This window comes from Streptomyces sp. C36, from assembly GCF_040932295.1.
Taxonomy (GTDB): Bacteria; Actinomycetota; Actinomycetes; order Streptomycetales; family Streptomycetaceae; genus Streptomyces; species Streptomyces triculaminicus.
This window is the reverse complement of record NZ_JBFQGI010000006.1, coordinates 13,958-26,058: the sequence shown is the minus strand read 5'-3', so window position 1 is coordinate 26,058 and position 12,101 is coordinate 13,958. Positions and strand designations below refer to the sequence as shown.

Below are 12,101 nucleotides of genomic sequence, written 5' to 3'. Positions count from 1 at the left end.
GGTCCTGGCTCAGGTGGATGTCGGTGAGGAGACCGGCGAGATCGCCTGCTTCCGGCCCCTGCTGGATACCGCCGCCGACTGGCTGGGGCGGTGATCACTGCTGATGCGATGCGCATCCGGCGCGAGCACGCCGCCGCCTGCCTGCTGGGCCACGCGGCCCACTGCATCGTGATCGTCAAGGGCAGCCAGAAGCACCTGCGCCGACAGCTGACATCCCTGTCCTGGAAGGTCATCCCGCTGCTGGGCCGCACCAGGCAGACCAGCCATGGACGATCCGAGGTCCGCCGTATCAAGGTCGCCACCGTCAAGGACGTGCCGTTCCCCGGTGCCCGCCAGGCCATCCGGATCAGACGTCGTCGTATCCCTCCGCCGCAACGCCCGCGACCCACGCCGCCCGCTCGCCCTACTCGGCGGACGCACGTGATCACAGAACGCACGCCACACGACTGCGCCGAGGCTCTGGGGTGAGGGGCTGGTGGGTGTGCCGGGCGCGATGTGGGTGGAGTACGTGAACTTCGCCTGGTCTGCTGTGGTCGGTTGATATGACGGGCGGGGTGTCGGGGGAGGTGCCGTGGGGATGAGGCGGAAGACCGCGCACGGTATGGCTGCCATGGTGCTTGTGGCGATGGTCGTGGTGGGTGGCTGCGGAGGCGAGGACCGTGATCCCGCGTCCGGGCCGCGGGAGACCGGCGACGGTTCGGGTGAGGGCGTCCCGCCGGTTTCCCCACCCGTCACGCGCGCGTCACGGTATCCGGGGTGGGGTCCTGGGCTGACGGTCGCTCCTTCTCGAGGGGCTGCCACACAGCCTGCGACTTCGCGCCCGGCCGCTGGTGGAGGTCTGTCCTTGCCCGGGGGGCCGGGAAGTCCTTCTCGTAGGGGTCCGGACGAGGGCATTCCTGCGGTGTCTCCTCCACCGTCCACGAAGAGGCCGGGCGGGTGGAATCCCGGCCTGCGTCCCACTCCTACCCCGGGTGCCCCGTCCGGGCCGGTTCCCCGGCCTGGGGCCACGCGTCCCGTGCCCGCTGGAACGTGACGGGCCATGACGGTTCCTCCGGTGCCGGGGCGTGGCCGCTCGTTGGTGGGGCGTCTGGGCCTGGCGCGGTTTCTTCGCGGCCGCCCGGCCCCGCCTGCGGCCCCTCCTCCCTCTCCGGCCGGACGGTCGCTGCCACCGGTGGCACCGGTGGCACCGGCGGGAGCGCCGTCCCGGTCGCCGGATCCCGGCTCTCGATCCGGCGGAAGGGTCGAGATTCTCAACGCTGTCGTGGCGGCGGGTTCGTTCTGTGCCGCTTTGATGTTCTATGCCGGTGCGGTGGGCAGCAGCTCCTATTACGCGTATTTCCATGTGTCCTACGCGTCTTTGGGGCTGAGTTTCTCGGAACTCGCGCTCGACAGCCTCCGGCTGATCACGATGCCGGTGCTGATGGGTTTGGCGTTGGTGATGCTGGTGCCGGAGCTGCCCGCGTTCCTGGGTTCTCTGGGCCTGCCGGACGGGTGGGTGTTCCGGGCCCGCCGTCTGGGTCATTCCGTGGCCGCCCGGTACCCCTGGTTCGTGGTGGCTGGTGTGTTGCTGATGGTGCTGTGGCCTTTCATAGCGCCGCTGAGATGGACGGCGCCGCTGCTGGTCGCGTCCGGGCTCCTGCTGGGTCAGACCCGCGCCGCGCGACGGGCCGGAGGTGGACCGGTGAGCGGGCGGCCGGGCGGAGAGGGGGGCGGGCGGCGGGCTCTGACCGTAGCGTTGGCGGGTTTGTTCGTGCTGTGGGCGGTTGCGCTGTCCTCCGGCCGGCAGGGTGAACAGGAGGCGCGGCAGGTCGAGGAGCGGCTGGTGGAGCGGACTTCCGTCGTGGTACTCAGCACTGATCCGCTGGCTTTCTCCGGCAGTCCTCGTCCTGGGATAGAGGACCTCGGCAGGGAACGGCATTACCGTTATCGCTATACCGGGCTGCGTCTGCTGGTCGAACGGGACAAGCGGTACTACCTGTTGCCGCTGGGCTGGCGTCACCGTACTGACCCGACCTATGTCATCGAGGACGACGACAGCATCCGCGTCGAGCTTCACCCGGGGGTGCAGTAGGACCTCGCAGGGTAACGGGCGGGGGAGGGGGGAGAGAGACCGGAGGGCCCGGCTCAGGTCGGCAGGCGCCGGAGCTCTTCCACAGCCGTCGTCCGGTGCCCCTCATGAGGCCGGTGTCGTCGAGGAAGCCGGTCAGCCGTTCGGCGCCGGCCCGCATCACCTCGCGCCGGTGGCCGCTGGCGCGGACCTGGGCGGCGGCCTTGCGGCGGGTCGAGGGCGGTGTTGGAGGACTTCGTCCGGGTTGCTGCCGGTCCGGGCCATGCTTGGGAGCGCGGGGACCCGGCACACCGCACGGTCGTGCTGCCGTGCTGCCGTGCTGCCGTGCTGCCGGGCTGCCGTGCCTGCATGGTGTGCGTCGCCTCAGGATACGAGGCCTGCCCAAACAGTTTGCTGTATGCGAGGGAAGCCCCGCCGGTCGGACCGGTGGGGCTTCCAAGGCGTCAGTTCATAATCAGTAGCCGCGTGTTCGGTACCAGCTTCCGGTTGACGCTGGTGCTCTGCACGAAGATGGTGTAGTCGTTGTTGTGGTCCGGCTTGACGCGGATTTCCGTGTCCGGCAGGCCGAGCAGGGTCCGGGCTTCGGGTCCCGTGTATACCCGGTCCGTCTTCTTCTCCAGTACCGCGATGTGCTTGCGCGCCTGGATTTTCTCTGACTTGCTCAGCTGGTAGTACGCGCAGCCGGTGCGGTAGGTGTGCCCGCTTTCGGTGACCCAGGCCCGGATGGCCGTTTCGCGGTCTACCGGGATCAGCTGGTACTGCGACGGATTCACGGGAGTGAGACCGGCTGCCTTGATGGTGTCCTCATTGACCGCCTGTGCACCCGTGGAGAATACCGCCCGGGATCCGCGGATGCCCTGGGAGCGGCCGACCATGAATTTCTCGGTGGCCTGTTGGATGACCTGCCCGGCCTCTTCCAGGCCTTGTGTGCTGGTGGCGTCCCAGATGGCGATGTTGTCTTTCGGGAAGCCGCACTGCATGGCCTCGCGCTTGCCCATCTGGTCCGGTACAAGGACGGCCAGCGTCCAGTTGTCTTCCTGCGTCTCGGTCATCCTGGCCACGGCCTGCACCAGTTCACGCGGATCCCTGGCGGGGGCGTCCGGGCAGCGGTGGCTTGCGTTCTCCTGGCCGTCGGTCAGTACGAATGTCAGGAAGCTGTGGTCGCCGTACAGTTGCGCGGTCTGTGCCAGCTCCTGCTGCGACTTCAGCGTGGCCGCCAGCAGAGCTGTCATTCCGCCGACCCGGTACAGCTGCTTCAAGGACGGCATCCGCAGCACGTCCTTGTCGTAAATGACGCACTCCACCTTGTCCGCGAAGACATACACAGTGACGCGGGTTTCCTGATCGAGTTCCTTCGACCGGCGGGTCAGATAGGCGATCTGCTGGTCGGCGACTTCGACGACTTTGCGGCTCAGGCGTGACATGGACGAACTGGCATCCAGTACAAGAGCAACGTGGTTGATGTAGTTCTGGTTTCCGGACATGGCCGCTCCCCCTTTTTTCCGACTCGATGCTCAGATCTTCCCACCCACCACTGACAATCGGCCTTGGGCGCCAGACGGGACGCATACCGCCGGGGGTGCCGCGACGGGGCGGTGGCCATCACACCGCGCGCTGGCGCATTGATCCTTGAGGGCGGTCCACGGTCACCCGGCGGACCGCTCGGTGACCGTGGCCGTTGTGCCATCTCATGACATTGGTTCGTTGCTGTCAGGCTTGGCGGGCGTAGGACGCGAGGCGATCGGCAAGCCCGGTGACGAGGTCGCGCAGTTCAGCGGGGCGCTCGATGACGAACGGCCGGTCGAGTGAGGCGAGTACCGCAGGCAACCAGTCGAGCCGCTCCACCCGCAGCTCGACGCGCAGCCAGCGCTCGGCCGCCGACCGGTCCCCGCCTGCGACAGGCTCGTGCTCCTCCAGGCTCGCGACGCTGGCGGGAAGGTGGGCGCGGATCTGCTCGACCGTCCCGTGGATCCGCAAGGCCACCTCATGCCGGTACTCGGCCGTGGCGAAGCCTGACAACACGCGCTGTGCCGGACCGGGACCCGCCGGCGCTTCGAACGAACCGGGCAGGGCCCGCGCGTCCGCGATGCGATCGAGCCGGAAGGTTCGGTCCTCGCCGATCCGGGCGTCCTTGCCCGTGACGTACCACCGGCCCGCATGGGCGACGATCCCGTACGCGTGCAGTGTGCGTTCGCTGCGCCGTCCGTCGCGGCCGGTGTAGCGGATCGAGACCGGCCGGCGGTGGCGCACCGCATCGGCGATCGTGAGCAGGACCCCGGCATCCGGGGTGTCGAAATCATCGGGCTGATCCGTGAACGCGAGAGCTTCCAGGAGTGTCTCGAGCCGACGGGCGACGCGCTTGGGCAGCACCCGCCGGATTTTCGCCGACGCCGTCTCGCTCGCCGTGCGCTCCGCCGTCGTCAACCCTGCCCGGCGGCCGGCGACCAGGCCGAGCAGCACGGCCAGCGCCTCGTCGTCGCTGAGCATGAGCGGAGGCAAGCGGTACCCGGGGGCGAGCCGGTACCCGCCGTAGCGGCCGCGCACCGATTCCACGGGCACGTCCAGGTCGATCAGCTGGCCCACATACCGCCGCACGGTGCGCCCTTCGACGCCGAGCCGGTCGGCGAGTTCGGCCACGGTCCGGGTGCCGCCCGACTGCAGCAGCTCCAGGAGTGTCAGCACGCGGCCGGTGGGTCGAGGCATGTTCGCAGCCTAACGCGAATACAGGACCGATTCTGTCCGCTATTTCTCCTAGCCTGCGACGTGCACGCCTCCAGCACAGCCAAGGAGATCCCCATGGACTTCGTCTCGATCCGCATCATCACCAGCGACGTAGCGCGCCTCGTCGAGTTCTACGAGCGAGCCACAGGGGCGCGGGCGACGTGGGCCACCGAGGACTTCGCCGAACTCAAGACCGCGGGCGCCACCCTCGCGATCGCCGGCACCCGCACCGTCCCGCTGTTCGCCCCGGGCTCCGCCCGCCCGGCGGAAAACCACAGCGTGATAACCGAGTTCCTCGTCGACGACGTGGACCGCGTTCACCAGAACCTGACCGGCTTCGTCACCGGCTTCGTCACCGAGCCCACCACGATGCCCTGGGGCAACCGGTCGCTGCTGTTCCGTGACCCCGACGGCAACCTCGTCAACTTCTTCACCCCCGTCACCCCAGCGGCCATCGAAAAGTTCGCACGCTGACGCCACGCACAGCCGCTCACGCGGGAGCCCTGAGATCCCAGGGCTCCCGGTGAACGCGGCCGCCGAGTCCAGGAGCGCCACCAGCAGGGGACATCGCAACGCACCGCTGACCCTCGAAGGACGTCTGCGCTTGTGTCCGCGGATCGACGCCGGACCTCCGATCGCACACGTCGCTGCGGGAGCCGGGATCTCCCGCCGCCTTGCCAAGTGGTACGCCCGCTGGCGCGCGCGCGGCGAGAAGGGACTGCTCGACCACTCCTCCCGCCCCGCCACCAGCCCCGCCCGCACCCCCGAGGGCATCGCCGACCTGGTGGAGGCGCTGCGGCGGCAGACCAAGCACGAGTCGGCCCGGCTCGCCGCCGACCTGCAGCGGCTGCACGGCGTCACACTCGCGCCGACGACCGTTCACCGCATCCTGGTGAGGCGAGGACTCAACCGGCTCCGGGATCTCGATCCACCGACCGGCGAGCAGCTGCGCGAGGTCATCCGCTACGAGCACGACCGGGCCGGCGACCTGGCCCACGTCGACATCAAGAAGCTCGGACGTATCCCGACCGGCGGTGGCTGGCGGATGCACGGCGTCGGCACCGAGTCCGCCCGCGCCTGCGAACGCACCGGTCCCGGCACCGGCAAGGTCGGATACACGTACCTGCATTCGGCGCTCGACGACCACTCCCGGCTCGCCTGCACCAAGCCCCTGGACGATGAGAAGGCCGTCACCGCGGTCGCCTTCTGGCACCGGGCCGTTGCCTTCTTCGCCGCCCACGGCATCACACCGATCCGCCGCTGCCTCACCGGCAACGGCGCGTGCTACCGGTCTACGACCTGGGCTGACGCGCTCGCCGCGACCGGTACGAAGCACAAGCGGACCAGGCCATACACGCCGCGCACGAACGGGAAGGCGGAGAGGTGTAACGGGACGCTCTCCCGCGAGTGGGCGTACGTCCGCGACTACACAGCCGAGCGTGAACGCCGCGTCGCACGCGCGGAGTTCATGAACTACTACAACCATGAGCGGCCGCACAGGCCCAGGCGGAGTCCGGGTCCGGGGCCAGGACCTGCCTGGTCAACATCGACACGCAAGCGACCCAGTGCTTCGGCACGCTCCGCGCGGCCGCCGCCGCCTCCACACAGGGGCGGGTTACCGATGCGTCCGTGACCGGTAAGGACGCCGCGAGCGACCGGAAACTGGTCGACAGACTTCGTAAGTCCTCCGCTGCGAGAGGCAACGTGAACACCGAGCTCGCCATTCTCTGCAAGCACTGGAACTTCGGCGGCGCGTCGATCACCCTCAACGGCAGTGCATGCAAGACCGGTAACAGCCGGGACTATGTGGGTGAGTTCACCGAACCGGGCAGACAGGACCACCTCGGTCATTCCCGTCGCCTGCTGGATCGAACTGTGGGCCGACCCGCACCAGACCGGCACGCATCAGGAGTACCGGGACTCCACGCCTTATGTGGGCGATGCCATGAACGACCGGGCCAGTTCGTACGCCCTCCTGTAGACCGTACGCCTTGTTCGGCTGCGGCTGCGCCTTGGGGCCCCGGCGGTCGAGGTCACCGCGGACGGGCCAGCTGCGCACAAACCCCGATCCGGCATGGGTGCGCGAGTAACTCTCCCGTGTCACGTGATCGGGACGCAGCCGAGGTGAAAAGAAAGGCTTAAAGGGCGTCTTGTTTTTGCTGGCGTGTGTGGGTGTGGGTGCTGTGGTTGGTGGGTGTGAGGGTGAGGACCGCGGCGGTGCAGGCGAATCCGATGAGTGTGCCGAGGGTGTTGGTGGTGAGGTCGTTGATGTCGGCGCTGCGTCCGGACCGGGTCAGGTACTGGGTGGCTTCGATGGTGAGGGAGCCGAGGAATCCGCACAGGGCGGCTTGGTGCCAGCGCACTGGGAGGAGTGCGAGAAGGATGCCGCTGGGGGCGAACATGAGCACGTTCAGCACGGCGTCGAGGATGTCCGCTGAGTTGGTGACGTCCAGTGGCTTCAGGTTGAGGGTCTGGCCGCCACCGGAGGGAGTGCCGAAGGTGAAGTAGACGACGATGGCGGTCCAGAACCACAGCAGCGCGAGGGCGACCCGCCGTGATATCTGCCGGGGGTGTCTGCGCAGGGTGGTGGCGGTGTAGATCGCTGCACCGCCCAGAACACCGATGAGGAAGGTGATCGGGAAGAACATGGCCGGACGCTAGCAGCCGGTTATAAGAGCACTCTTTATCTGGTGACACGGCTTCCGATGTCGGGCGGCACGAGGGTTCTGCTGGCGCACCCGCGCTGGCAGCCCGGCCTTTTCGGCACCGGCGAGCACCCCTTGCCGTGCCGTGAACAAGACGGCCTGTTGTCAGTGCGATCGGCGCGGTTCGCATCGCCCACGGGCGAGCTCGCCGCCCATCCCTGACGGGAGAGGCGTAGCTGAATGGAGGTGAAATTCCTCTCGCCCGTGTGTGCCGCTAGGTAGGGCCTGGCAGTGCTCAGGGCAGGGCGCTAGGTTGTCAGGGAGGCTGGCGGCGCTTGGGGGCGATGTGAAGGAGCGGGAGTTCAACGAGGCCGTGTCCCGGCTGATCCGTGAAGCTCGGATGCGTGCTGGGATGACGCAGGAGTACGTGGGCCGGCGTGCGGGGCTGTCGCGCGGGTCGATCACGAACATCGAGTCCGGTACCCAGACCCCGCCTCTTTATCGACTCGCTCTGATCGCTGCGGCGGTGAACGTGGATCCGTCCGACCTGCTTCCCCGGCTTCAGCTCGACGAGGCGTCCGGCCTCGCCGCGCGTCATGCTGCCGATGTCGCCGCGGTGTGGGCGCAGGCGTCGAAGAGGATGGATGCCGGTGGCGAAGGCTGACCTGGCGGCTCGTGGGCTGCTGCGAGAGTTCCGGATTGATGCGCCGCCGGTCAACCCGTTCGAACTGGCCGGGCGGCTCGACGTCCTGGTTGTTCCACAACGCATGGACGACGACGTCTCAGGCATGCTCCTGCGCAAAGACGGAAGCTGTGTCATCGGCGTCAACCAGGCGCACTCGTTCGAGCGGCAACGTTTCACGGTGGCGCACGAGCTGGGGCACCTGCGCCTGCATGAGGGGCGTCCGCTGATTCTGGACACCGACGTACGCGTGAACTATCGCAACGCGGTGTCGAGCATGGCCACCGACCGCGAGGAGGTCGACGCCAACCGATTCGCCGCGGCGCTGCTGGCTCCGGAGGAGATGGTCCGCCGGGCGGTGCAGCGCGTCAGCTTCCGGACGACGGACGACCTTGTGCGGGTCCTGGCTAAGCAGTTTCAGCTGAGCGAGATGGCCATGACGTACCGCCTGATGAACCTCGGCATCGTCTGCGGCCCTGCTCACTGACAGGGCACCGCCCGGGCTGCCGGCCCGGCCCTGCCGCGCAGCGTGCGTACCCTTGCTCGCCGGGTCCCGCCCTCGGCGCCCGGGACGCTCCCGTCCCTTCGCTTCGCCCTCGGCTGCCCCAGGGTCGGCGATGGCGCATTGAACTCGTCCTTTGCGACGGTGCACTGAAGAGACGTCAGCCAGGCTGACATTCAAAAATGCCTTGCGCGAGTGTCGCCCTGTGTGGTGTCCTGGTTACGGTAGAGAGTGACCGGCCTCTTTGCGTATGAGGTGGCCCCTGCTCGGCGTGAGGCTGACCGGAGAGTCCACCCCTCGGGCAGTACCGCGTGCACGTGCCTGGCCATGACGGCCCGGCACCGCTGACCGGACGGCACCGATCTTCACCTGATGGCTAGCCTCGCGCCAGCCCCGCAGCTGACGCGAACCGGTCGTCCCTCCTTCGAAGCGCCGTGGCCGACGGCGTCCCAGCGAGCCGGAGCCGCGCCGTGGCGCTTGCGTAACACCTCCGTGCGAGCACGTCAGACAGTGCTTGACGGGAGCGCCCGCACGCCTTCACACCATCCACCACCCTCCGCGGCCGCACCTCATGTCGTCATGCCCGACGACATGACGGTGACGCACGCAGCCTCATCACGCCCAGGCGACATACCCCTGAGCCTTCCGCTGACTCAAGTACAGAAAGGAATCACCGCTATGCAGCACATCAAGGGCTTCGAGGCGTTCCTTCGGGACACCGTGAACCTAAGTCAGGCCAAGCTCGATCTCCTCGCCACCCGCGTCGAGGCCATCTACAACGCCCTTAAGGCCGACCCCGAACTCGGCCTGCTGGTCCTCGGCAAGAAGCCGCAGGGGTCCTGGGCGCAACGCACCATCGTCAACCCCGTCGGCGACAGTGAGTTCGACGCGGACTTCATGCTCCACCTCGCCGAGGTCGTCGAGTGGGCCGACAGCCCGAAAACGTACATCGACAAGGTCTACGCCGCGCTCCACCGCCACAGCGTCTACGGGGGCATGCCGCACACCCGCAAGTGCCGTTGCATTCAGCTGAGTTACGCCAACTCTATGCACGTCGACATCGTGCCCTACCTGCACCTGGCGGACGGCCGGGAAGTGATCGTCAACCGCGACGACAACCGGTGGGAGCAGACCAACCCGGCCGGGTTCACCGCCTGGATGCAGAAGAAGGACGGCATCGCCGACGGTAACCTGCGCAAGGTCATCCGCCTGATGAAGTACCTGCGAAACCACCGGAAGTCCTTCTTGGGCACCCGCTCCATCATCCTCACCACCCTGCTCGGGGGGTGCATCGACGAGACCAAGGCCGTCAGTGAGCCCGGCTGCTACGGCAACGTGCCCACCGCCCTGCTCACCATCGTTGAAGACCTTGACGCCTGGCTGCAGAACCGTCCCGACAAGCCCTCCATCGCTGACCCCTCCGGGTCGGGCCTCACCTTCGACCACCGCTGGGACCAGGCGACCTACAGCTACTTCCGCGACCGCATCCACACCCACGCCCGCCAGATCCGCGAGGCCTACGACGAGCCGGACTACGACCGGAGCGTGAGGCTGTGGCGGAACCTGTTCGGCGACTCCTTCCCCGACCTGCCCCGCCCCACCGCCTCCGTCACCCCGACGACGGCCAAGTTCACGACCCCGCTGGTGATCACCACTACCTCCCGCACCGGGCGCGCCGGATGAGCAAGCGCAAGCCGCCCACGGCCCGCCCCAACCCGTGGCAGCGCCAGCTCCTGGACCAGCTCACGGCGCTCGCAGCCGCGCACCGCCCCGACCTGCGCGTCACCGGCCGCCCCCGCACCGGCGCCGACGGCCTGGTCCGAGTCCCCATCAGCGTCCGCACCAACGACATGCCGCACGCGCCGGGAGGCCTGCTCCTGGGGGAGGCCGAGGACTTCATCCTCGGCCTCCCCGCCGCCCCTACGATCCCGCCCCCGATACAGACCACCCACACCCGGTTCGCCGGCACGGCGCACGTCCTGCAAGGCAACCGCCTGTGCCTCTACCTCGACCCCGCCCGAGAATGGGATCCCACCGCCGGAATCGCCCCCGTCATGAACCGCCTGTGGCAGTGGCTCACAGACGCGGCTGCCGGCAACTTCGACCCCGACACCGCCCTCTACCACCCCGTCGGCGGCATTCTGCACTACACACCCGGCGCTCCCACAGTCGTCGTGCGAGAACCCGTCCCGCACCGGACGGCCACAGGCTGGCTCACCCGGCGCACCGCCGACCGACTCGATCTGACCAGCAGCCCCGCAGACGAACACAGCCACCGAACCCCGGTCCTGCCCGTGAATGCGCTGCCCCTGGGCGCCGGCAGCACACTGGCCGAGCTCATGACCGTCATCGACTCCGCCACCCCCCACGCGTCCGGCCCCGCCCCGAAGCCGGACGCCCCATCCTCGGCGCTGCTGACCGCACTCGCCGCCAGCGCACTGCGCGGCCTCGACGGCACCGCCCAGCACTTCGTCCTGGCCGTCCGGCACCCCACCACGCCGACAGCACCCCCGTTCCTCCTCGCCGGCCGCCTGCAGCCCCAAGCCGGCGACGCTCTGCGCCACCTCGCCCGCCGCAGAACCCCCAGCCGCCTGGGCAGCCTGCCCGACGAACTGCGCCACGCCCGCATCGAATGGTGCTACCTGTCCGACGAACGCCCAGAGACCACCACCCGCCGCGACACACGGCGTCCCGTCCACGCCCTCCACGGCGCCCACGTCCACATCTGGGGCTGTGGCGGCATTGGCTCATGGGCAGCCGAGCTGGTGACCCGAGCCGGAGCCTCACGGCTTACCCTCAGCGATGCCGGCCGCATCACCGGCGGACTCCTCGTCCGGCAGAACTACACCGAGGAACACATCGGCATGACCAAGGCAACAGCCCTAGCCCCACGCCTCCGCGCCATCCGGGACGACATCACCATCGACATCGCCGACCCACCCCCCGCCCCCGCGCTCCTTGAAGCCGCAGACCACGCCGATCTGATCATCGACGCCACCGTCAGCATCACCGCCGGACGCTTCCTCGACCTCCTCGCCCAACGCCCGCACCGCAAAGCCGTCCTCGCCCAGATGGCCACGGACAGCCTCACCGCCAGCCTGGGAATCCTCACCATCGCCGCCCCCGGCACCCAGGCGAGCCTGTCCGCCATCGACCACGTCGCTGGTGGTCACGTCCTGGCCGACCCGAGCCTCGAGCCCTACCACCCGCTGTGGACTGAACCTGCCCCAGGCGACGAACTTCGCCCCACCCGCGGCTGCTCCATCCCCACCTTTCACGGCTCCGCCGCCGACCTCATGGCAACCACCGCCACCCTGATCACCCTCCTGAGCAATCAGATGCGCCACCCCGTATCAGGAACCCACCTGTGCGCCCAGCCGCACACAGGGATCCTCCCGGCACACCGCTTCATCGCCCACACGCATCCGGAGCCGTAGACCGGTCGTCCCCAGGCCCCCGGCCGGGGCAGGAACCGACCGTCCC

The 12,101-nt window shown here is 68.6% G+C and carries 12 protein-coding genes and 1 pseudogene; 9 read left to right on the top strand and 4 right to left on the bottom strand.

What is annotated here, in order from left to right; translation table 11 throughout:
- Nucleotides 1-90 precede the first annotated feature (90 nt).
- Both AB4K12_RS19175 and AB4K12_RS19170 read left to right on the top strand, forming a co-directional pair.
- On the top strand, nt 91-468 hold the full coding sequence (locus AB4K12_RS19175) for a hypothetical protein (protein WP_368435315.1): 378 nt from the start codon (nt 91-93) through the stop codon (nt 466-468).
- Nucleotides 469-1,261: 793 nt separating this feature from the next.
- Nucleotides 1,262-2,071: a hypothetical protein gene (locus AB4K12_RS19170; protein WP_368435314.1), complete on the top strand. Its 810-nt coding sequence runs from the start codon at nt 1,262-1,264 to the stop codon at nt 2,069-2,071.
- 67 nt (nt 2,072-2,138) lie between these two features.
- On the opposite strand, the pseudogene AB4K12_RS19165 reads toward AB4K12_RS19170, so the two are convergent.
- The 3 genes and pseudogenes from AB4K12_RS19165 to AB4K12_RS19155 form a co-directional block, all read right to left on the bottom strand.
- Nucleotides 2,139-2,298: pseudogene (locus AB4K12_RS19165) on the bottom strand (diiron oxygenase); the annotation flags it as partial.
- 213 nt (nt 2,299-2,511) lie between these two features.
- Nucleotides 2,512-3,552, bottom strand: a complete 1,041-nt coding sequence (locus AB4K12_RS19160) for a VWA domain-containing protein (protein ID WP_368435313.1) — start codon at nt 3,550-3,552, stop codon at nt 2,512-2,514.
- Between the two features lie 226 nt (nt 3,553-3,778).
- Nucleotides 3,779-4,771 (bottom strand): helix-turn-helix transcriptional regulator, encoded by a 993-nt coding sequence (locus tag AB4K12_RS19155; protein ID WP_368435312.1) that lies wholly within the window; start codon nt 4,769-4,771, stop codon nt 3,779-3,781.
- A 93-nt stretch (nt 4,772-4,864) separates the two neighbouring features.
- Between AB4K12_RS19155 and AB4K12_RS19150 the strand changes: the two genes are divergently transcribed.
- The 3 genes from AB4K12_RS19150 (at nt 4,865) to AB4K12_RS19140 (ending at nt 6,770) form a co-directional block, all read left to right on the top strand.
- Nucleotides 4,865-5,263 (top strand): VOC family protein, encoded by a 399-nt coding sequence (locus tag AB4K12_RS19150; RefSeq protein WP_368435311.1) that lies wholly within the window; start codon nt 4,865-4,867, stop codon nt 5,261-5,263.
- Nucleotides 5,190-6,422: an IS481 family transposase gene (locus tag AB4K12_RS19145; protein WP_368435310.1), complete on the top strand. Its 1,233-nt coding sequence runs from the start codon at nt 5,190-5,192 to the stop codon at nt 6,420-6,422. Before AB4K12_RS19150 ends, AB4K12_RS19145 begins: the two co-directional genes overlap by 74 nt.
- 177 nt (nt 6,423-6,599) lie before the next feature.
- Nucleotides 6,600-6,770 (top strand): hypothetical protein, encoded by a 171-nt coding sequence (locus AB4K12_RS19140; RefSeq protein WP_368435309.1) that lies wholly within the window; start codon nt 6,600-6,602, stop codon nt 6,768-6,770.
- Between the two features lie 157 nt (nt 6,771-6,927).
- Here AB4K12_RS19140 and AB4K12_RS19135 read toward each other — a convergent pair whose 3' ends face one another.
- Nucleotides 6,928-7,437, bottom strand: coding sequence for a VanZ family protein (locus AB4K12_RS19135; protein WP_368435308.1), 510 nt, complete (start codon nt 7,435-7,437; stop codon nt 6,928-6,930).
- Between the two features lie 343 nt (nt 7,438-7,780).
- On the opposite strand from AB4K12_RS19135, the gene AB4K12_RS19130 reads away from it, so the two are divergent.
- The 4 genes from AB4K12_RS19130 (at nt 7,781) to AB4K12_RS19115 (ending at nt 12,055) form a co-directional block, all read left to right on the top strand.
- Nucleotides 7,781-8,098, top strand: coding sequence for a helix-turn-helix domain-containing protein (locus AB4K12_RS19130; protein ID WP_368435307.1), 318 nt, complete (start codon nt 7,781-7,783; stop codon nt 8,096-8,098).
- On the top strand, nt 8,085-8,603 hold the full coding sequence (locus tag AB4K12_RS19125) for an ImmA/IrrE family metallo-endopeptidase (RefSeq protein WP_368435306.1): 519 nt from the start codon (nt 8,085-8,087) through the stop codon (nt 8,601-8,603). Before AB4K12_RS19130 ends, AB4K12_RS19125 begins: the two co-directional genes overlap by 14 nt.
- 693 nt (nt 8,604-9,296) lie before the next feature.
- Entirely contained in the window at nt 9,297-10,301 is a 1,005-nt protein-coding gene (locus AB4K12_RS19120) for a cyclic GMP-AMP synthase DncV-like nucleotidyltransferase (RefSeq protein ID WP_368435305.1), read from the top strand.
- Complete coding sequence (locus AB4K12_RS19115; RefSeq protein WP_368435304.1) at nt 10,298-12,055, top strand: ThiF family adenylyltransferase; 1,758 nt, start codon at nt 10,298-10,300, stop codon at nt 12,053-12,055. Before AB4K12_RS19120 ends, AB4K12_RS19115 begins: the two co-directional genes overlap by 4 nt.
- Nucleotides 12,056-12,101: the final 46 nt, after the last annotated feature.